Genomic DNA, 20,797 nt, shown 5'->3' on the forward strand with positions numbered 1-20,797 from the left:
ACCCCACCGAGGAAGCGACATGGTCCGATACCTGCTGCGCCGGCTCGCGATCTCCGCGATCACCGTCGTCGGGCTCGTGCTGGTCGTCTTCCTCGTCGTGCGGATCCTCCCCGGCGACGCCGCGGCCGCGCGCCTCGGCCCCGAGGCCACGCAGGACGACATCGACGCGCTCCGCACCCGGATGGGGCTCGACCAGCCGATCTGGGTGCAGCTCGGCGACTACCTGGCCGGGCTCGTGCGCGGCGACATGGGCACCGCGATCTCCACCGGCCGCCCGGTGGCCGACGAGCTGCTCTCCCGGCTCCCGGCGACCATCGAGCTGGCTGCCGGCGGTCTGTTGATCGCGCTGCTGCTCGGCTTCCCGCTCGGGATGCTCGCCGCCTCTCGTCGCGGCCGCACCTCCGACGCCGCGGCGCGGCTGTTCGCGGTGCTCGGCTCCAGCATGGCGCCGCTCTGGCTCGGGCTGCTGCTGATCTACGGCCTCTACTCGCTGGCCGGGCTGTTCCCGGGCCCGGTCGGGCGGCTGCCGATCGGTACCCCGCCGCCGACATCGATCACCGGGTTGTTCGTGCTCGACGGCCTGCTCACCGGGAACCTCGACGTCGTCTGGCAGAGCATGCGCGCCCTCGCGCTGCCCGCGCTCACGCTCGGCCTCGGTGCCTCCGCCGCAGTGCTCAAGATGGTCCGGTCGGCGATGATCGCCACCGAGGACGCCGGGTTCACCCGCACCGCCCGCGCCTACGGCGTGCCGGCCTCGCAGGTGCTCTGGCGCGACCGGCTCCGCAACGCGATGCTCCAGGTGCTGACGGCGATCGGCCTGGTCATCGGCTTCCTGCTCGGCGGCAACGTCATCGTCGAGCGGCTCTTCAGCTGGCCCGGCATGGGTCGGATCGCCTACGACGCGCTCGGCTCCAACGACCTCGAGCTGCTGCAGGGCTACGCGCTCATCGTCGGTGTCATCTACATCGCCCTGAACTTCGTCGTCGACCTCGTCTACGGCGTCATCGACCCACGGATCCGACTCGGAGGGCGGGCAGCATGACCGCGCTCACCACACCTGCCGCACCGGACACGCTCCGGACCACCGCCCGCCGTCGGCGCCCCTTCCTCGTCCTCGGGGTGGTCGTCATCGGTGCGCTGCTGATCGTCGGGATCATCGGCCCGTTCGTGGTCGCGGACCCGGCGGCGCGCATCGCGGCGCCGTTCCTGCCGCCCTCGGCGGAGCACTGGTTCGGGACCGACAGCTACGGCCGCGACATCCTCGCCCGCTGCATCCACGCGATCCGCCTCGACCTCGCGCTCGGCGTCAGCGTCGCGCTGCTCGCCATGGTGATCGGCTCCGCCGTCGGCGTCGTCTCGGGCTACCTGGGCGGCAAGGTCGACGACGTCGTGATGCGGCTGGTCGACATCCTCATGGCCTTCCCCGGCTTCATCCTCGCGATGATCCTGCTGGTCTCGGTGGGTGACTCGATCCCCAACCTCGCGATCGCGCTCGCGATCGCCCAGATCGCGCCGTTCGTGCGGCTGGTGCGGGCCAAGTCGCTCAGCGAGCGCGAGCTCGACTACGTCGCCGCGGCCCGGGTCTCCGGCGCCGGCTGGCTGCGCACCGCGTTCGCGCACGTGCTGCCCAACTCGATCCGCCCCGCCGCCGTGCAGCTGACGCTCGTGTGCGGCTACTCGATCCTCAACGTCGCCGGCCTCGCCTACCTGGGCGTCGGCATCCACCCGCCCACCGCCGAGTGGGGCGTCATGGTGGCCGAGGGCGCCTCGAACATGCTGACCGGTCAGTGGTGGACGGCGTTCTTCCCCGGTCTGCTGATCGCGATCACGGTGGCGGCGTTGCACTTCATCGGTGACGACCTGGCGGGAGACGGCGCATGAGCGCGACGCGACCGGCGGCCGAGACCACCCGGCGCGACGTCCCGCTGCTCGCGATCGAGGGTCTCGGCGTGGTCGCCGAGGCCACCGGGGCACCGATCCTCACCGACGTGTCGCTGGAGGTCGCCCCCGGTGAGATCGTCGGACTCGTCGGGGAGTCCGGCTCGGGCAAGTCGATGACCTCGTTCGCGACGATGGGCATCCTCCCGCGTGGCGTGCGGCAGACCGCGGGCCGTTTCACGGTCGACGGCGAGGACGTCACCGACGTGCGCGACCGCTCCGTGAGCAGCCGGTTCGCGATGATCTTCCAGAACCCGCGCGACTCGCTGAACCCGCTGATGCGGGTCGGTGACCAGATCGCCCGGATCGCCGCCCTGCACCAGGGGATGTCGCGGGCGCAGGCCCGCGCCGAGGCGGTCAGCATGCTCGAACGGGTCCACATCCCCGACGGCGAGCGGGCCGCGCGCGCCTACCCGCACCAGCTCTCGGGCGGCATGTGCCAGCGGGTGATGATCGCGATGGCGCTCGCGTGCCGACCACGGCTGCTGATCGCCGACGAGCCGACCACCGCGCTCGACGTCACGGTGCAGGCCCGCATCCTCGACCTCGTCGTGGAGCTGACCGAGGAGACCGGGTGCGGCGTGCTGCTGGTCACGCACGACCTCGGCGTCGTCGCCGAGACCTGCGACCGCCTCAACGTGCTCTACCGCGGCGACCTCGTCGAGAGCGGCCCCGTGGACCGGGTCCTCGCCGCACCGCGGCACGAGTACACGCGCTACCTGCTCGAGTCCGCGAACGAGCTGGAGGACACCGATGGCGCTGCTTGAGGTCACCGGCCTGCACCGGGTGTTCAAGAGCCGGGGGCACGAGGTGCGCGCGCTCGACGGCGTCGACGTCACCGTGGCGAAGGGCCGCACCCTCGCCGTCGTCGGTGAGTCCGGCTCCGGCAAGTCCACCCTCGGCTCGATCGTGGCGGGGCTGCAGCCGCCGTCCGCGGGTGAGCTGCGCTTCGACGGCACCCCGCTGGACGTCAGACGGCTCCGCGGCCCCGAGCGGCGCCGGATCCAGATGGTGTTCCAGAGCCCGCTGCAGTCGCTCAACGCCCGATACCGGGTCGAGAGCACGCTGACCGAGCCGCTGCGGCTGCTCGCCGGGCTCGACCGGCGGCAGGCCTCGGCGCGCGTCGACGAGCTGCTCGCCGCCGTGCACCTGCCGGCCGAGCTGCGCCACCGGCGTCCGGGCGAGCTCTCGGGAGGCCAGCAGCAGCGGGTCGCCATCGCGCGTGCGCTGGCGGCCGACCCCGACCTGATCGTGCTCGACGAGCCCACCAGCGGCCTGGACCAGTCGATCCGCGGCCGCATCGTCACCCTGCTCCGCGAGCTGCAGGCCGAGCGAGGGCTCAGCTACATCTTCATCACCCACGACATCGCCGTCGCCCGGGCCTGCGCCCACGAGGTCGTCGTCATGCAGCGCGGCCAGATCGTGGAGCGCGGCGGGCTCGAGGTGCTGGACGCGCCGCAGCACCCCTACACGCGGACGCTGCTCGCGGCCGTGCCCGGCATGGACCCCGCAGCAGGACGGCGCCGCCGCGCGAGCGCCGCCCCCGACCCGAGCGCAGCGCTCGACCCCGAACCAGCACCCCTGGAGCAGGACCTCGAACCCGAGGCCTCCAGCCACAACCCCCACACGGAAGAGAGCTGACCATGCGCTTCGGACTTGGCGTCCCCACCGGCACCGAGGGACTGATGTATCCGGTGCCGTACGCGGACCCGGAGCAGGCGGTCCGGCTCGCCGTGGAGGCCGAACGTCTCGGCTTCGACAGCGTCTGGGGCAACGATCACGTCACCACCCAGAAGTACGTGCGCGCCGAGTTCGAGCAGCCGCCGCGCTACTACGACCCCTACCTCTACCTGTCCTACGTGGCCGGCCAGACCACCACGCTGGAGCTCGGCACCGCGATCACGGTGTTCGCGTTCCGCAACCCGGTGGTGCTGGCCAAGCAGGCCGCGACGCTCGACCAGCTCTCGGGCGGCCGGTTCAAGCTCGGCGTCGGCATCGGCGCCTACCGCGAGGAGGCCGAGGCGATGTGGCCCGGCGTCCGGATCCACCGCGGCCGCCAGGCCGAGGAGTACACGCAGGCGCTGCAGCTGCTGTTCACCGAGCGCCGCGCCAGCTTCGCCGGCGAGTTCGTCAGCTTCACCGACGTCGAATCCTTCCCCAAGCCCCGGCAGACACCGCTGCCGATCCTGTCGGGGGGCAACTCCCCCGGCGCTCGCGAGCGCGCCGCCAGGTACGGGCACGGCTGGCTGCCCGCGGTGCTGACGCCGCAGGAAGTCGCCGCGGGGGTCGCAGCGATCCGTGAGCTGGCCCAGCAGCACGGCCGGGTGCTCCCGGCCGACTTCGACGTCGCGCCGCAGCTGTCGATCTCGATCGGCCGGGACACGGCCGACGCGGTCGCGAGCTTCGAGACCTCACAGCTGTACCAGCACATGCGCTCGCTCTCGGCGAGCACCCTCAAGGACCAGGACACCGCCGACTTCGCGAGCCGCAACCTCATCGGCAACGCCGAGCAGATGCTCGACCAGATCCGCGCGTACGCGGCCGCGGGCGTCACCACGCTGTCGGCGCTGCTGTTCGCCAAGAACACCGTGGAGGAGACGATCGAGGCGATGCAGTGGTTCTCGGAGAACGTGATCGCGGCGTACCGCGCCGAGACCGGCACGCCCTGGCCGGCCGGATCGGCCACCGGGCAGGCCACGGCAGCAGGGAGCCTGGCATGAGCAGCCGACGGATCGACCCCGCACTCGTCGAGGCCCGCCGCACGCGGCTGCGGTCCGCGCTCGAGGACGCCCCGTTCGACGCCGCGCTGGCGCTGAGCGGCGCGAACGTGGACTACGCCACCGGCTACCGCAGCGTCTCGGCGACCGTGCACGGCGTCTCGCCGCTCGCCGCGGTCCTCACCGACACCGAGCTCGCCGTGGCCGGCCCGGTCGCCGACAGCGCCCCGGGGTTCGACGCCGGGCTGGCCGAGGCGGACTACTCCGCGTACGGCCGGTTCTTCTTCGAGTCCGCAGGCGGCGCCGCGACGGCGACCGGCCTGGTGGAGCAGCACGCCGACTACGCCGCGGCGATCGAGGCCGCGGTGCGGCACGCCGGCGCGGGCGGCCGCCGCGTCGGCATCGACGCGAGCGCGTGCCCGGTGCCGCTGCGTGAGCAGCTGGCCGAGCGGCTCGCCGACACGGCGCTGATGGACGCCAGCGACTGGTTCGCCTCCGTGCGGTCGGTCAAGCTCGACGGCGAGGTGGCGTTGCTGGAGCGCGCCGCCCGCATCGTCGAGCACGCGATGCTGACGGCGATCGAGCGGGCCGAGGTGGGTGCGACCGAGGCGGAGCTGGCCCGGATCGTCGCGGGTGAGCTGGTCGCGGCCGACATGGAGCCACGCTTCGTCGTCGCGACCTCGGGGCCGCGGTCCGCGCTCGCGGACGCCTACGCGACCGACCGGGCGCTGGCGCCGGGCGATCTGCTGCGCTTCGACGTCGGAGGCATGTACCAGGGTTACTGGGCCGACCTCGGACGCACCGCGGTGGTCGGGGAGCCGAGCGAGAAGCAGTCGCGCTTCTACCGGGCCATCCTCGACGGCGAGGAGGCCCAGCTCGCGCTGGCACGGCCGGGGGTCCCGGCCGAGCAGGTCTTCGCCCGCGCCGTCGAGGTCGTCGAGCAGACCGGCCCGAGGCCCTACCGCCGGCAGCACTGCGGGCACGGGATCGGCCTGGAGGTCTACGAGGCGCCGATCATCCGCCCGGACACGGCGACGCCGCTGGCCGCCGGGCAGGTGTTCTGCTTCGAGACCCCGTACTACGAGATCGGCTGGGGCGGCATGATGGTCGAGGACGCCCTCGTGGTGACCGAGGACGGCGTCCGGCTGCTCAGCGACCGCGGCCGTGAGCTGCAGGTGATCGGAGCATGAGCGTGCCGACGACCTCCGACGACGCCGCCCGCGCCTATCGGGGCTACCTGACGCACCCGATCACCGGTGCCCGGGTCGCGGAGGCCGAGGCCTACCTGCCGACCGCGGTCGAGGACGGCCACGTGTACGCCGTCCCGCACTACGACCTCGAGAAGCTGCGCGGCCTGGAGACCACCGACGACCCCGGGTTGTTCCGGTACCGACCGCTGCTGCCGATCGACGGCGGCCCCGTGGTCAGCCTGGGTGAGGGCGGCACCCCGCTCGTCCCGCTCCCCCGGTTGGGTGCCGAGCTCGGCCTCCCGGGGCTCACGCTCAAGGACGAGTCGCGCAACCCGACCTGGTCCTACAAGGACCGGCTGGCCGCCGTCGCCGTCACGAAGGCGGTGCAGCAGGGACGTGAGGTCGTCGTGGTCTCCAGCACCGGCAACCACGGCGCCGCCGTTGCCGCCTACGCCGCTCGGGCGGGGATCCGGTGCGTGGTGCTGACGCTCGCGTCAGCGCCGCTGGCGATGACCACGCTGATGCAGAGCTACGGCGCGGTCACGGTCGCCGTCGAGAAGCCGACCGACCGCTGGCTGGTGATGCGGCAGGTCGTCGAGGAGCGCGGCTGGGTGCCGATGTCCGGGTTCGTCGGGCCGCCGTCGGGGTCCAACCCGTTCGGTGTCGAGGGGTACAAGACGATCGCCTACGAGCTGCACGCCGAGCTGGGCGGCGTGCCGGACGCGATCGTGGCGCCGGTCGCGTACGGCGACGCGCTGGCGGGACTGGCCCGCGGTTTCCAGGAGCTCATCGCGCTCGGCATGAGCACGCAGGTGCCTCGGCTGATCGCGGCCGAGCCGTTCGGGCCCTACGAGGACGCGCTGCAGCACGGCTGGCGCGCTCAGGCCGCGCAGCCGGCGGGCTCGACCGTCGCGTTCTCGATCGGCACCCCGATGGCGACGTGGCAGGGCTGGGACGCGCTGTCGCGCACCCACGGCGCCGCCGCGTCGGCGGACGACGAGCAGACGATGGCGGCGCAGCGCCGTCTCGCCGGCCTCGAGGGCATCTTCCTCGAACCCTCCTCCACGGTGGCGGTCGCGGTGCTCCCCGAGCTCGTGAGCCGCGGCGTCCTCGGCGGAGAGGACCGGGTCGTGGTGCTCGGCACCTCGTCCGGGCTCAAGGACGTGCCGACGGCGGCCGCAGGGCTGCCGGCGACCCCGGTCATCGAACCGACCGTGGCCGCGCTCGACGCGGCGATCGCGGCAGCGGACGCAGGCTGAGCGTGCGCACCGGGAGGCTGTCGGCATGAGGATCGGGATCGCACCCTCGGGTCTGCGGTCGGCCGCGGGCGCGGTGCGGATCGCGCGCCAGGCCGAGGACGCCGGCCTCGACGAGGTCTGGGTGAGCGAGGACTACACCGAACGGGGCGCGTTCGCCGTCACCGGTGCGATGGCCGCGGTCACCCAGCGGGTCCGGATCGGGATCGGCGTGGTCAACCCGTGGACCCGGCACGTGGTGCTCACCGCGATGGAGGCGCAGGCGCTGGACGAGATCGCCGACGGCCGCAGCGTGCTGGGGCTCGGTGCCAGCAACGCCGGCTGGATGTCCGGGCGGCTCGGCATCGACTTCGAGCGCCCGATCTCGGTGCTCTCCGACTACACCGCAGCACTGCGGCGGCTGCTCGCGGGCGAGCGCGTGACCGATCTGGTCCGCGGTCAGCGGCTCGACACCGCGCTCGACGCCCGGCCGCCGCGCACCATCCCGCTCGTCTGGGGCGTCAAGGGGCCGCGCGCGCTGCAGCTCGGCGCGCAGGAGGCCGACGGGCTGTTCCTGTCCGTGCTGTCCTCACCCGAGTACGTGCGGTGGGTGGCCACCGAGCACGGCGCCCCGGAGCTGACCGCGTACGCCACCTTCTCGGTCGGTCCCGACCGCGCGAGCGCCGTCGACCGGCTCCGCGTGCACACCGCCAAGTACCTCGGGCTGCACGGGGCGTCCGCGATCACCGAGCACGCGGGCATCGACCAGGAGCTGGCGGCGACCATCCGGCGCCGGTTCCTCGACGGCGAGCCCTCGGCGCAGCTGGTCTCCGACGCGATGATCCGCGCGCTCACGGTGGCGGGCACGCTCGAGGACGCAGCCGCCCGCATGCTCGCCTACCGCGACGCAGGGCTGGCGTCGCTGGTGGTCATCGACGACGGCGGCACGGATCCTGAGCACCTCGTCGACGGCGTCATGGCTGCTGCGCGGCTGGCGGGACTGCGCTGATCTGCTCGGCGGCCTCGAGTGCGACCACGAGCCGGCTGAGATCGCGCGGTCGGTGAAGATCGAGCCCGCTGAGCTCCTCGATCCGGTGCAGCCGGTAGGACACCGTGTTCTTGTGGACGCCGAGCACGGCGGCCGTCGCGCGTAACGAGAGCCGCTGGTCGAGGTGGGTCCGCAGCGTGGTGAGCAGCTCACCGCTGAGCTCGCCGAGGTAGCGGTCCACGAGCTGGCGCGCGATCGCCGGCTCGCGGCGCACCATGATCTCCAGCAGCGTGTCGGCGTACAGGTGCAGCCCACCCGGAGCGCCCACGACCGCCGCGGCTGCCAGCGCCTGCCGGCAGGAGGTGCCGAGGGTGGCGAGCCCCGTGCAGCGGTCACCGATGCCGGTGGTGACCGGCGTCTCCGAGATCGGGGCGACCGCGCGCGCCAGGTCCAGCAGCAGCGCCTCCGGCTCCAGGTCCCACGGCATCGCCACCAGCACGACCGGCTGCCCCACCTCCTCGACCACGCCCGAGAGCACCGCGCTGCCGAGCGATCGAGCGAGCTCGGTGACGACGCGGTGCCGGATCTGGTCCGCCGTCACGCGATCGACAGGGGTGCCGTCCGGGCGTGGCCACAGCCGGACGGCGGCGGTGACGAACTGGGTCTTGTCCGGGTCGGCGACGCCGATGGCGACCGCCAGCTCGGAGAGCTCGGAGGTGTCGATCGGCACCCCGGCCGCGAGCCGCCGGAACAACCGCGGCTCGCTGAGCCGGCGGTCGGCCTCGATCTGGATCTGCAGGTGGGTGTAGGCGTCGAGCATCGACCGTTCGATCGCGTCGAGGTCGCGCAGCAGCGCGGCCCGGACCGCGCGGGCGGTGGCCGCGCGGACCTGCATCCGCGTGCACCAGCCCTGCAGCTCCTCCAGCAGCACCCGCTCCGCGGTCCGGAACGACTGGATCATCGCGATCGACGCGACGCCCTGCAGCGCGCGCCGCTCACCGGTCCGCGCCGAGCGCGCGAGCTCGGCGGGGCTCGGCTCGCGCCACTCCTGCAGGCAGGTCACCACGTTGAGGACGCTCTCGCCGATGCGCGCGGTCAGCTCCTGCCGGTCGGGCAGGAACTGCGAGTAGCCGGGCACGGTCTGCCAGACGCGCTCGGTGATCGTGTGCAGCAGGTCGTCGAGCTCGCTGAGCATCGCGCGCGCGACGCGCGCGACCTCCTCGGCTCCGCCCGGGGGCAGCGCCCCGCTGCGGGTGAGGGACTCCACCGGGTCACCGTACGGCTCGAGCGCTGCCTGGCGGTTGCGCCTCTCACGGCCGGCGCATCGTATACGATCGTGGTCACGCAAGAGCGAGGGAGCTCATGACGATCGATCCAGCAGAGCGCTTCGCCGCGCTCGGTCGCCGCCCGGGCAAGGTCGTGGCGGTGCACCTGTCCTACGCCTCGCGCGCCGAGCAGCGCGGCCGCCGGCCCGCCCACCTCTCGTACTTCCTCAAGCCCTCCAGCTCGGTGGCTGCCTCCGGAGGTGTGGTCGAGCGGCCGGCCGGCACGGAGCTGCTCGCCTTCGAGGGCGAGATCGCGCTCGTGATCGGGACCGAGGCCCGCCGCGTCCCGCTCGCGCGGGCCTGGCACCACGTCGGCTGGGTCACCGCGGCCAACGACCTCGGCGTCTACGACCTGCGTGCGAACGACAAGGGCTCCAACCTGCGCTCCAAGGGCGGCGACGGGTACACCCCGATCGGCCCGGCGCTGCTGGATGCCGCCTCGCTCGACCCCGCCGCGCTGCGCGTGCGCACCTGGGTCAACGGCGAGCTCGCCCAGGAGGACACCTCGGCGGGTCTGATCTTCCCGCTCGCGCAGATGGTCGCCGACCTGTCGCAGCACCTGACGCTCGAGGTCGGCGACGTCATCCTGACCGGCACCCCGTCGGGCTCGAGCGTCATCGGCCCGGGCGACGTGGTCGAGATCGAGGTCGACGCCCCCACGGTCACCGGTGCCCCCAGCACCGGGAGGCTGGTCACGACCGTCACGCAGGGCGATGTGCCGTTCGACGCCGCGCTGGGATCTCTGCCGGCGATCGACGACCAGCAGCGGGCGGAGGCCTGGGGCTCGCGCGAGGCGGCCGGTCTGGCGCCCGAGCGGAGCGGGCTCGACGCCGCACTGCTGGACAAGCTGCGCCGGGCGCCGACCGCCGGGCTGTCGGCCCAGCTCCGCAAACGGGGCCTGAACAACGTCGTGCTCGACGGCGTCGCCCCGCTGCGCGCGGGCGTCACGGTCGTCGGCGTGGCCAGGACCCTGAGGTTCGTGCCGAACCGGGAGGACCTGTTCGCCTCGCACGGCGGTGGCTACAACGCGCAGAAGCGCGTGTTCGACGCCGTCGAGCGCGGCGAGGTGATCGTGATCGAGGCACGGGGCGAGACCGGGTCCGGGACGCTCGGCGACATCCTGGCGCTACGGGCGAAGGCACGTGGGGCGGCCGGCGTGGTCACCGACGGCGGGGTCCGGGACGCCGCCGCGGTCGCCGACATCCTCCCGGTCTTCGCCGCCGGTCACCATCCTGCGGTGCTCGGGCGTCGGCACGTGCCGTGGGAGGCCGACGTCACGATCGCGTGCGGCGGCGCCACCGTGCAGCCGGGCGACATCATCGTGGGCGACGACGACGGCGTCATCGTGATCCCGCCCGGCCTCGCCGAGGAGGTGGCCGACGCCGCGCTGGCGCAGGAGGCCGAGGACGCCTGGATCGCCGCACGCGTCGCCGAGGGCCACCCGGTCGACGGGCTGTTCCCGATGTCGGCCACCTGGCGAGCCCGCTACGACGCCGACCGCGCCGGCGGGAGCCGGCCGTGACCGACGTCGGAGCGCCGGCGACGCTCAGCAAGTCGCAGCAGGCCTACCACTGGCTCAAGGGGCAGATCGCGAACCAGCAGCTCACCCCCGGGCGCCGGCTGGTGCTCGGCTCGATCGCCGCCGAGCTCGGCATGAGCGTGGTCCCGGTGCGGGAGGCGATCCGCCAGCTCGAGGCCGAGGGGCTGGTGACGTACGAGCGCAACGTCGGCGCCCACGTGTCGATGGTCGACGAGAACCGGTACCGCGCGAGCATGCAGGCGCTCAGCCTCATCGAGGCCGCGGCCACCGCGATGGCGGCGCGCGAGCTCACCGCCGGCGACCTGCGCCGGGCACGCGAGGTCAACGAGCGCATGTACGCCCAGCTCGTCGACGCCGACCCCTTCGACCCGCACGCCTTCACCGCGCTCAACCAGCAGTTCCACGCGATCCTCTACCGCCGCTGCCCGAACGCTCGGCTGGTGGAGCTGGTCGAGGCCGAGTGGGCACGGCTGGGCAACATGCGGGACTCGATCTTCACGTTCGTGCCCGACCGCGCCGGCACGTCGGTCGCCGAGCACGAGGAGATCCTCGGCCTCATCGAGCGCGGCGCGCCCATCGACGACATCGAGCAGCAGCTGCGCCTGCACCGGGCGGGCACCCTGCAAGCCTTCCTCAGCCGCACGCTGAGCGAGCACGCCACCGAAGGAGGCACGGCATGAGCACCACGAGCCACGACCCTGCCGGCAGCGGGTACGTCCCCGCCGACCTGCCCCGCAGGATCCAGCACTACATCGACGGCGAGCTCGTCGACTCGGCGGACGGCGCGAGCTTCGACGTGCTCGACCCGGTCAGCAACGCCACCTACGTGCAGGCCGCGGCCGGCGGCAAGGCGGAGATCGATCGAGCGGTGGCGGCTGCGCGCAGGGCGTTCACCGAGGGACCGTGGCCGCGGCTGCTCCCGCGGGAGCGGTCCCGGGTCCTCCACCGGGTCGCCGACCTCGTGGAGTCTCGCGACGCCCGGCTCGCCGAGCTGGAGTCCTTCGACTCCGGGCTGCCGATCACGCAGGCGCTGGGCCAGGCGCGGCGCGCGGCGGAGAACTTCCGGTTCTTCGCCGATCTCGTGGTGGCGCAGACGGACGACACCTTCAAGGTCCCGGGGCGGCAGATCAACTACGTCAACCGCAAGCCGATCGGCGTGGCCGGCCTGATCACCCCGTGGAACACCCCGTTCATGCTGGAGTCGTGGAAGCTCGGGCCGGCGCTGGCCACCGGCAACACGGTGGTGCTCAAGCCTGCGGAGTTCACGCCGCTGTCGGCGTCGCTGTGGGCCGAGATCTTCGAGGAGGCCGGGCTGCCGCGCGGGGTCTTCAACCTCGTCAACGGCCTGGGCGAGGAGGCGGGCGACGCGCTCGTGAAGCACCCCGACGTCCCGCTGATCTCCTTCACGGGCGAGAGCAGCACCGGGCAGCTCATCTTCGCCAACGCGGCGCCCTACCTGAAGGGTCTGTCGATGGAGCTGGGCGGCAAGAGCCCGGCGATCGTCTTCGCGGACGCCGACCTCGACGCCGCTGTGGACGCCACGATCTTCGGGGTGTTCTCGCTCAACGGCGAGCGCTGCACCGCCGGGTCCCGGATCCTCGTGCAGCGCGAGATCTACGACGAGTTCGTCGCGAGGTACGCGACGCAGGCCGAGGCGGTCCGCGTCGGCTACCCGCACGACGCCGCCACCGAGGTGGGCGCGCTCGTGCACCCGGAGCACTACGAGAAGGTGATGGCCTACATCCAGATCGGCAAGACCGAGGCGCGCCTGGTCGCCGGCGGCGGCCGGCCGCACGGTTTCGCGACCGGCAACTTCGTCGCACCGACGGTGTTCGCGGACGTGCCGCCGACGGCCCGGATCTTCCAGGAGGAGATCTTCGGCCCCGTGGTGGCAATCACGCCGTTCGACACCGAGGCCGAGGCCCTCGAGCTCGCCAACGACACCCGGTACGGGCTGGCGGCGTACGTCTGGACCAACGACCTGAAGCGGGCGCACAACGTCGCGCAGGCCGTGGAGGCCGGGATGGTCTGGCTCAACAGCAACAACGTGCGCGACCTGCGCACCCCGTTCGGCGGCGTCAAGGCCTCCGGCCTGGGCCACGAGGGCGGCTACCGCTCGATCGACTTCTACACCGACCAGCAGGCCGTGCACATCACGCTCGGCCAGGTCCACAACCCGACGTTCGGCAAGGCTGCCGACGGCGACCGAGGACACTGACATGACGAGCCCCATCACACCCTCCTCCCCCGAGCCGGTGGTGACCCAGGACAGCCCGATCCGGACCGGCGCGAGCCTCCCGACGCCGTCGAGCCCTCCGCCCGACGTGCTCCGCTGCGCGTACATGGAGATCGTGGTGACCGACCTCGCGGCGTCGCGGGTCTTCTACGTCGACATCCTCGGGCTCGTGGTGACCGAGGAGGACGAGACCGCGATCTACCTGCGCACGATGGAGGAGTTCATCCACCACAACCTGGTGCTGCGCCAGGGCCCCGTGGCCGCCGCCGCCGCCTTCAGCTACCGGGTGCGCTCACCCGCCGACCTGGACCGGGCGGTCGCCTTCTACACCGAGCTGGGGTGCCGGGTGGAGCGGCGCCCCGAGGGCTTCACGAACGGCGTCGGCGACGCCGTGCGCGTGCAGGACCCGCTGGGGTTCCCGTACGAGTTCTTCCACGAGGTGGAGCACGTGGAGCGCCTCGCCTGGCGCTACGACCTGTACACGCCGGGCACCCTGGTGCGGCTGGACCACTTCAACCAGGTGACGCCGGACGTGCCGCGCGCGGTCGCGTACATGGAGGATCTCGGGTTCCGGGTCACCGAGGACATCCAGGACGCCGACGGCGTGGTCTACGCGGCGTGGATGCGGCGCAAGCCGACCGTGCACGACACCGCGATGACGGGCGGCGACGGCCCGCGCATGCACCACGTGGCGTTCGCGACGCACGAGAAGCACAACATCCTGGCGATCTGCGACAAGCTCGGGGCCCTCCGGCGCTCCGAGCTGATCGAGCGCGGCCCCGGAAGGCACGGCGTCTCCAACGCCTTCTACCTGTACCTGCGCGACCCGGACGGGCACCGCGTGGAGATCTACACGCAGGACTACTACACGGGCGACCCGGACAACCCGGTGGTCACGTGGGACGTGCACGACAACCAGCGGCGCGACTGGTGGGGCAACCCGGTGGTGCCGAGCTGGTACACCGAGGCCTCGCTGGTGCTCGACCTCGACGGCAACCCGCAGCCGGTGTCCGCGCGCACCGACCGGTCCGAGATGGCGGTCACGATCGGTGCCGACGGCTTCTCCTACACGCGCAAGGGCGAGCAGAAGCTGGGCAACCAGCTGTGACCGGTGCGCTCTCGACCGAGGTGATCGCGGCGCTGGCCGACGAGCTCGCGGAGGCCGACCGCGCGCACACGGTGATCCCCCGGATCACCGCCCGCCACCCCGAGGCCACGATCGAGGACTCGTATGCGATCCAGCGCGTCTGGCGGGATCGGCAGGTCGCGGCGGGGCGCACGCTGGTGGGGCGCAAGATCGGGCTGACGTCCAGGGCGATGCAGGCGGCGACGGGCATCAGCGAGCCGGACTACGGCGTGATGTTCGACGACACCGTGCACCGTTCCGGGGTGGTCCTCGAGGTCGACGCCTTCTCCAACGTGCGGGTCGAGGTGGAGCTCGCGTTCCGGCTCGCCTCGCCGCTGGCAGGGCCGGACTGCACCCTCGAGCACGTGCTGGCCGCCACGGCGTCGGTGGTCCCCGCGCTCGAGGTGCTGAACTCCCACATCGAGCTCGAGGGGCGCACGATCGTCGACACCGTCGCGGACAACGCCGCCTACGGTGCGATGGTGCTGGGCGAGACGGCCAAGCCTCCGGAGGACGTCGACCTGCGCTGGGTCGCGGCGCTGCTGGCGAAGAACGGCACGATCGAGGAGACCGGGGTGGCGGCGGGCGTGCTCGGGCACCCGGCGACTGGGGTGGCGTGGCTGGCGAACAAGCTGCACCAGCACGGTGACCGGCTCGAGGCCGGCGAGATCATCCTGGCCGGCTCCTTCACCCGGCCGCTGTGGGTGTCGCGCGGCGACACCGTGACGTGCGACTACGGACCGATGGGAACGATCACATGCAGCTTCCGATGACCTTCCGCGAGGCGATCGCCACCTCCGAGCGCCCCCTGATCGGGATGTGGTGCGGCTCGGCGAGCCCGCTGGTGGCGGAGATCTGTGCGGGCAGCGGGATGGACTGGCTGCTGATCGACGGCGAGCACGCGCCGAACGACCTGAGCACGATCATGGCCCAGCTGCATGCGGTCGCCGCCTACCCGGTGACGCCGGTGGTGCGGGTGCCGGTCAACGACGCAGCGATCATCAAGCAGGTCCTCGACCTCGGTGCGCAGAACCTCGTGGTGCCGATGGTCTCGACCGTCGAGGAGGCGCAGGCGGCCGCCGCCGCGGTGCGTTACCCGCCCGGTGGCGTCCGCGGGGTGGCAGCGGCGTTGGCGCGCTCGGGCCGGTGGGGCCGGGCCGAGAACTACCTGGCCGACGCCGACACCCACGTGTCCCTGATGGTCCAGGTCGAGACGATGGCCGGCGTCGAGGCCGCGGCGCAGATCGCCGCCGTCGACGGGGTCGACGGCGTCTACGTTGGCCCCTCGGACCTGGCTGCCTCGATGGGGCTGCTGGGTCAGCAGACCCATCCGGACGTCACGGCGGCGGTGCTGGCCACGTTCGACGCCGTCCGCGGCCAGGGCAAGGCCGCCGGCGTGAACGCGTTCGACCCGACGGCGGCGCGGCGATACCTGGACGCCGGCGCCACCTTCATCACCGTGGGCGCCGACGTGACCCTGCTGGCGCGCGGCTCCGAGGACCTCGCCACCCGCTTCCGCTGACACCCCCACCCCCGCTTTCAACGCACTTCCGACCACCCCCCGCTTTCAACGCACTTCCGACCAACCCCCGCTTTCAACGCACTTTCGACCAGCCCGCGGTTTCACCGCACATCCGACCACCCCGATGTCACCGCCGTCCGGACGAAAGTGCGGTGAAATCGTCTGAACGGGAGGACGAGACATGACGACATCCGACGAGGCTGACCTGCTGGCACGTGTGCCTGACGGCGTGTTCATCGGGGGCCGGTGGCGGGCCGCGGAGAACGGCCGCACGTTGCAGGTGACCGATCCCGCGACCGGTGAGGTCATCAAGGAGGTGGCCGACGCCTCGGCGGCGGACGGCGCCGCCGCGATGGACGCCGCCTGCGCAGCCTTCCCAAGCTGGTCCCGGACGCCGGCGCGCGAGCGCGCCGAGCTGCTGCGCCGGGCCTTCGACCTCGTGCAGGAGCGTGCCGAGGACCTGGCGCTGCTGATGACGCTGGAGATGGGCAAGCCGCTGGCCGAGTCGCGGGGCGAGGTGACGTACGGCGGCGAGTTCCTGCGCTGGTTCAGCGAGGAGGCGGTGCGGGTCCAGGGCCGGTACGGCGTCAACCCCGAGGGCTCCGGCCGGATGATCGTGACCAAGCACCCGGTGGGGCCGTGCTACCTGATCACGCCCTGGAACTTCCCGCTGGCGATGGCGACGCGCAAGATCGCACCGGCGCTCGCGGCCGGCTGCACCGTGGTGGTCAAGCCGGCGGCGCTGACGCCGCTCACGACGAGCTTCTTCACCCAGATCCTCGTGGACGCCGGGCTGCCCGACGGCGTCGTCAACGTGATCACCACTTCGGAGTCCGGTCCCGTGTCGGAGCCGATCATCGCCGACCGGCGGCTGCGGAAGCTCTCCTTCACGGGCTCGACGGCGGTCGGCCAGCAGCTGCTGAAGCAGGCGGCACCCGGGGTGCTGCGCACGTCGATGGAGCTGGGCGGCAACGCGCCCTTCGTCGTGTTCGAGGACGCCGACCTCGACAAGGCGGTCGACGGCGCGATGCTGGCGAAGTTCCGCAACATCGGGCAGGCCTGCACCGCCGCCAACCGCTTCATCGTGCACCGTGACGTGGCCGAGGAGTTCACGCGCCGGGTGACCGAGCGCGTGCAGTCCTTCACCACCGGCCGCGGCACCGAGGACGGCGTCACGATCGGACCGCTCATCGACGACCGTGCGGTCGACAAGGCCGACGCGCTGGTGAGCGACGCCGTCGAGCGCGGCGCCGAGGTCCGCACGGGCGCACGCACGGTCGACGGCCCAGGCTCGTTCTACGAGGCCACCGTGCTGAGCGACGTGCAACCGGGCAGCGACATCCTGCGCGAGGAGATCTTCGGCCCGGTGCTTGCGATCGTGAGCTTCGCGGACGAGGACGAGGCGGTGCGGATCGCCAACGACACCGAGTTCGGGCTGGTGTCGTACGTGTTCACGCGCGACCTGGCGCGCGGCCAGCGGATGATCGACCGGCTGGAGACCGGGATGATGGGTCTCAACGTGGGCGTGGTCTCCAACGCGGCCGCGCCGTTCGGCGGCTGGAAGCTGTCCGGCATCGGCCGCGAGGGCGGCTTCGAGGGGATCGGGGAGTACCTCGAGACCAAGTACACGCTGACGCCGGACCCGTTCGGGTAGCCCGGGACGCTCAGGGCGCGAAGACCTCGAGCTGCCTGAGCACCACGGCCTCGTCCGCCACCCACCGGAACGCCGTCACCGGGGCCGAGGGCGGCTCGATGCGGAACACCCGGGTCTGCTGCGTCCGGGTGAACTCCTCGGCCACGCGCGCGTCGGCGACCACCCAGTCGCCGTCGACCTCGGCCAGCAGCGACCAGCTCATGCGGCCGGGGACGTCGGCCGTGACGGTCATGAGGCTGCCGCACCGGCGCGGCTCGGGCAGGCGTACCTCGACCGTCTCACCGGCCGCGAGCGGCACGGGCGTGCCCGCGACGTCGTCGATCACGGCGGCGTGAGAGCAGGGTGCCCCCTCGGTCAGGTCACGGAGCGGCTCGGTGTGGCCGTGCAGCTCGCGCGCCGAGGGCGGCCGAGAGCCCGCGGCCCACCCGGTGGGCTCCTCCGCGAGCGTGAACTCCAGCGTCGTACCCCCGCGCAGGAGCTCGTCGGGGATCGACACCTGCTCCCATGGCCGGCCGTCGACCCGCACCGAGGCGATGAAGCGACGCTCGCGCGAGGGGTTGGTCACCCGGATCGTGATCGGCGCGCGCCCAGGCGGCCGGATCACCACGTGCGGCAGCCGCGGTGGCAGCAGCACCCAGCTGCCGGAGGCCGGGACGAGCGGGTACAGCCCGACCGAGGCGAACACCCACCACGCCGACATCTCCCCGTTGTCCTCGTCGCCCGCGAAGCCCTGCCCCAGGTCGGTACCGACGAACAGGCGGTCGAGCGCATCGGCGACCAGCGCGTGCGCGTCGTCGTGACGACCCACGTGCATGTACATGAACGGGATGTGGTGCGCCGGCTGGTTGGACAGCGCGACCATCCCGGTGCGGCAGTCGCGCGCCTCCGTCATCTCGTGGATCGGGCGACCGTAGGACCCTGCATGCCGCGCCGCGCCCGTCTCGGGGCGCGCCACGATCGCGTCGAGCATCGCGGACAGCCCGGCCTCACCGCCGTGGAGCGCCACGAGCCCCGCACCGTCGTGCGGCACCGTGACGGCGGTGCCCCAGGCGTTGGTCTCGGTGTAGTCGTGGCCCCACTCGTCGGGGTCGAGCTCGTCGGGTCCCCGCCGCCAGCCGCCGTCGGCGTCCCGGCCGACGAAGAACCCGGACCCGGCCTGGAAGACCTCCTGGTAGAGCAGCGAGCGGCGGGCCAGCCACTCCGTCTCGGCCTCGACCCGGCGACGTTCGGCACCCTCGGGCAGGGTGGCTGCCACGAGGCGGCCCAGCTGTGACCCGGCCCAGTCGTTGAGGGCGGCGTCGAGGGTCCAGGACATGCCCTCGTGCACCTCGGTCGAGACGTACCGGCGGAAGAGACCCTGGTGCAGGCCCTTGCGGCCGACCCGACGGTCGGGGGCCGGCACTCCTGCGTGCGCGAGCACGCTCTGCCAGGCGTCCTGCAGATCGATGCCGGGGACGTCCTTGACGAGCAGGTCGGCGAGCACGGTGTCGCTCGTCGTGCCCGTCATGCAGTCCACGGGCGCCGGGGCGCTCCACCGCGGCACCCAGCCGGTGTCGCGGAAGTGGGCGAGGAAGCCGTCGGCCAGGTCACCGGCCGAGTCCGGGGTGAGCAGCCCGAGGAGCGGCCAGGCGGTGCGGTAGGTGTCCCAGAACCCGTTGGTCGCCGCGTAGCTGCCCGCCCCGAGCGCAGGGCGCGGACCCAGCTCGGGCGCGCGGATCGATCGGATGTCGGGGACCTCGTAGGGGCTGCGCCAACGTCGCCCCTGCGGGGTCTGCTCGTCGTGACGGGTGGGAAAGAGGAACAGCCGGTAGAGGCTGGAACGGAGCAGGACCAGGTCGTCCGGAGTCGCGTCGGGCGCCTCGACGATCGCCAGGAGCGCGTTCCACCGGTCACGGGCGGTGGCGATCAGCGCGTCCACACCGGGCGCGGCGGCCACGTGAGCGGCCGCCGTGGCGGCGTCGATGCTCGAGAGCCCGACGAGCACCTCGGCGGATCCGGAGCCGGCGACCTGGACCGCGCCGCGCATCTGACCGCTCGCCACCGTCAGCGTGTGTGCCGTGGCCGCCGGGACCCGGACGTGCACGTGCTGCGGCGGCGCGCCGGGGGTGTCGTCGAGAAGGCAGGACACCGTCAGACCCGCCTCATCCAGCTCGATGCGGACGTCGGTGACCGTGCCCCGGTGGTCGAGGACGAACGAGCCATCCCCGGAGGGGAACGAGCACCGCACCCCCATCACGCTGTCGCCCGCCGCGGCCTCGACGACCAGACCGCCGTCGAGCCGAGCCGACCACACGTGCGGGCGGTCCATCTCGTGGTCGTGGTCGAACGCCAGGCCGCGCTCGCTCCGGCCCAGCTCCGGGTGGAGGCCGTCCGCCGGCATCACCTGGAAGGCGCCGCGCTCGCGGATCCACGGGCTCGGCAGGTGCGAGGTGGCGATCGCCTGCAGCCGCGGTCGCGGGTCGTCCGCGGGGCCTTCGCCGTGCCAGCGATAGACCCAGTCGGGCGCCGCGGCATCGGTGACCGGCACGGCGTAGAGGCGTCCGTGGGGCACCCCGACCAACGGCGCCGTGTTGCCCCGCGAGAACGCGGGCGCGGAGTGCGAACCGCGCGTGGTGCGCACCTGCTCGACCGGCTCGGCGCCGATCTCCGGAACGGCAGCCAGCGCGACGCCGTCGACGAACACGGTGACGACCCGTCCCGGGCAGGCCCGGACGACGAGCTCCACCTGCGCGATGCTCCGGCCGTCCCACCCGTCGAGGTCGACGCGCCGCAGGTTCCACTGGTCCACCCACATCATGCGGGCGTCGGCCTGAGCGACAGGATCCAGCCGGACGCCGTACTGGTCCACCGCGCCCGTGGCGCTGAGGCGGCTGCCGTCGTCGGCGACGAGATCGAGGCTGACGGCGGTGCCGGCCCAGAGGTCGTCCAGCTCGTCGAGAGCGGTGACATCGCTCAGCTCGTCCGGCAGGCCCTGCGGCAGCAGCGCCCAGATTAGCTGCTGGCCGGCGCCGATGCGGCGCCCCTGCAGCTCGGGGAGGCGCACCGTGTGCGTCTGCTCCCCCGGTGGCACCTGCACCCGCCACGGGATCGCGCTGACGAGGCCGACGCCGGCCCGCCCCGTCACCACGTGCTCGGGGGCGTGCCGCTCGACCCTCGCGGACGCGGTGGGCACGGGACCTCCTGCGGCCCCAGGATCGGTCCCCGTCACACGGCCCTCGCTCTCCGACCCGCCGGTGGGTCTCGACGCCCCTGGGATCGGAGCACGTCCGTTCGCTGCCATCTGCCTGATGCACGAACGGCTCCACCGCAGGTTTCCCTGATGTGGA

Annotated in this window: 17 protein-coding genes; 15 read left to right on the plus strand and 2 right to left on the minus strand. The window is 72.8% G+C overall.

Annotation, left to right across the window (positions count from 1 at the left end; all coding sequences use genetic code 11):
* Positions 1-19: 19 nt before the first annotated feature.
* From GPA04_RS09260 to GPA04_RS09290, 8 genes are read left to right on the plus strand one after another with little or no spacing between them, the layout of a single operon-like run.
* Positions 20-1,042 (plus strand): ABC transporter permease, encoded by a 1,023-nt coding sequence (locus tag GPA04_RS09260; protein WP_156223785.1) that lies wholly within the window; start codon positions 20-22, stop codon positions 1,040-1,042.
* A complete protein-coding gene (locus GPA04_RS09265) occupies positions 1,039-1,881 on the plus strand; it encodes an ABC transporter permease (protein ID WP_156223786.1) in 843 nt (280 codons plus the stop codon). The genes GPA04_RS09260 and GPA04_RS09265 overlap by 4 nt, the downstream gene beginning before the upstream one ends.
* A complete protein-coding gene (locus GPA04_RS21330) occupies positions 1,878-2,705 on the plus strand; it encodes an ABC transporter ATP-binding protein (protein WP_241680693.1) in 828 nt (275 codons plus the stop codon). The genes GPA04_RS09265 and GPA04_RS21330 overlap by 4 nt, the downstream gene beginning before the upstream one ends.
* Positions 2,692-3,579 (plus strand): ABC transporter ATP-binding protein, encoded by an 888-nt coding sequence (locus tag GPA04_RS21335; RefSeq protein WP_241680694.1) that lies wholly within the window; start codon positions 2,692-2,694, stop codon positions 3,577-3,579. Before GPA04_RS21330 ends, GPA04_RS21335 begins: the two co-directional genes overlap by 14 nt.
* Positions 3,580-3,581: 2 nt before the next feature.
* On the plus strand, positions 3,582-4,658 hold the full coding sequence (locus GPA04_RS09275) for a TIGR03619 family F420-dependent LLM class oxidoreductase (protein WP_156223787.1): 1,077 nt from the start codon (positions 3,582-3,584) through the stop codon (positions 4,656-4,658).
* A complete protein-coding gene (locus GPA04_RS09280; protein WP_156223788.1) occupies positions 4,655-5,845 on the plus strand; it encodes a M24 family metallopeptidase in 1,191 nt (396 codons plus the stop codon). The genes GPA04_RS09275 and GPA04_RS09280 overlap by 4 nt, the downstream gene beginning before the upstream one ends.
* Positions 5,842-7,104, plus strand: coding sequence for a threonine synthase (locus tag GPA04_RS09285; RefSeq protein ID WP_206674166.1), 1,263 nt, complete (start codon positions 5,842-5,844; stop codon positions 7,102-7,104). The genes GPA04_RS09280 and GPA04_RS09285 overlap by 4 nt, the downstream gene beginning before the upstream one ends.
* 25 nt (positions 7,105-7,129) lie before the next feature.
* Positions 7,130-8,089 carry an LLM class flavin-dependent oxidoreductase gene (locus tag GPA04_RS09290; RefSeq protein ID WP_156223789.1) on the plus strand — a complete coding sequence of 320 codons (960 nt, stop codon included), beginning with the start codon at positions 7,130-7,132 and terminating at the stop codon, positions 8,087-8,089.
* On the opposite strand, the gene GPA04_RS09295 is transcribed toward GPA04_RS09290, so the two are convergent.
* Entirely contained in the window at positions 8,055-9,335 is a 1,281-nt protein-coding gene (locus GPA04_RS09295; protein WP_156223790.1) for a PucR family transcriptional regulator, read from the minus strand. The two genes, GPA04_RS09290 and GPA04_RS09295, sit on opposite strands and share 35 nt — an antisense overlap.
* Before the next feature lie 95 nt (positions 9,336-9,430).
* Here GPA04_RS09295 and GPA04_RS09300 point away from each other — a divergent pair, with 95 nt between their 5' ends.
* The 7 genes from GPA04_RS09300 (at position 9,431) to GPA04_RS09330 (ending at position 17,471) form a co-directional block, all read left to right on the plus strand.
* Positions 9,431-10,915, plus strand: coding sequence for a fumarylacetoacetate hydrolase family protein (locus GPA04_RS09300; protein WP_156223791.1), 1,485 nt, complete (start codon positions 9,431-9,433; stop codon positions 10,913-10,915).
* Positions 10,912-11,613 (plus strand): GntR family transcriptional regulator, encoded by a 702-nt coding sequence (locus GPA04_RS09305; RefSeq protein ID WP_156223792.1) that lies wholly within the window; start codon positions 10,912-10,914, stop codon positions 11,611-11,613. The genes GPA04_RS09300 and GPA04_RS09305 overlap by 4 nt, the downstream gene beginning before the upstream one ends.
* Positions 11,610-13,151 (plus strand): 5-carboxymethyl-2-hydroxymuconate semialdehyde dehydrogenase, encoded by a 1,542-nt coding sequence (gene hpaE, locus GPA04_RS09310; protein ID WP_156223793.1) that lies wholly within the window; start codon positions 11,610-11,612, stop codon positions 13,149-13,151. Before GPA04_RS09305 ends, hpaE begins: the two co-directional genes overlap by 4 nt.
* 1 nt (position 13,152) lies before the next feature.
* Positions 13,153-14,277, plus strand: coding sequence for a 3,4-dihydroxyphenylacetate 2,3-dioxygenase (gene hpaD, locus GPA04_RS09315; RefSeq protein ID WP_156223794.1), 1,125 nt, complete (start codon positions 13,153-13,155; stop codon positions 14,275-14,277).
* Positions 14,274-15,068 carry a 2-keto-4-pentenoate hydratase gene (locus GPA04_RS09320; protein ID WP_156223795.1) on the plus strand — a complete coding sequence of 265 codons (795 nt, stop codon included), beginning with the start codon at positions 14,274-14,276 and terminating at the stop codon, positions 15,066-15,068. The genes hpaD and GPA04_RS09320 overlap by 4 nt, the downstream gene beginning before the upstream one ends.
* On the plus strand, positions 15,065-15,817 hold the full coding sequence (locus GPA04_RS09325) for an aldolase/citrate lyase family protein (RefSeq protein WP_277754293.1): 753 nt from the start codon (positions 15,065-15,067) through the stop codon (positions 15,815-15,817). Before GPA04_RS09320 ends, GPA04_RS09325 begins: the two co-directional genes overlap by 4 nt.
* Before the next feature lie 181 nt (positions 15,818-15,998).
* Complete coding sequence (locus GPA04_RS09330; protein WP_156223797.1) at positions 15,999-17,471, plus strand: NAD-dependent succinate-semialdehyde dehydrogenase; 1,473 nt, start codon at positions 15,999-16,001, stop codon at positions 17,469-17,471.
* A gap of 10 nt (positions 17,472-17,481) precedes the next feature.
* Here the strand turns inward: GPA04_RS09330 and GPA04_RS09335 are convergent, their stop codons facing one another.
* Positions 17,482-20,643, minus strand: coding sequence for a GH92 family glycosyl hydrolase (locus GPA04_RS09335; protein ID WP_156223798.1), 3,162 nt, complete (start codon positions 20,641-20,643; stop codon positions 17,482-17,484).
* Positions 20,644-20,797: the final 154 nt, after the last annotated feature.

This window comes from Pseudactinotalea suaedae, from assembly GCF_009733815.1.
Classification (GTDB): Bacteria; Actinomycetota; Actinomycetes; order Actinomycetales; family Beutenbergiaceae; genus Pseudactinotalea; species Pseudactinotalea suaedae.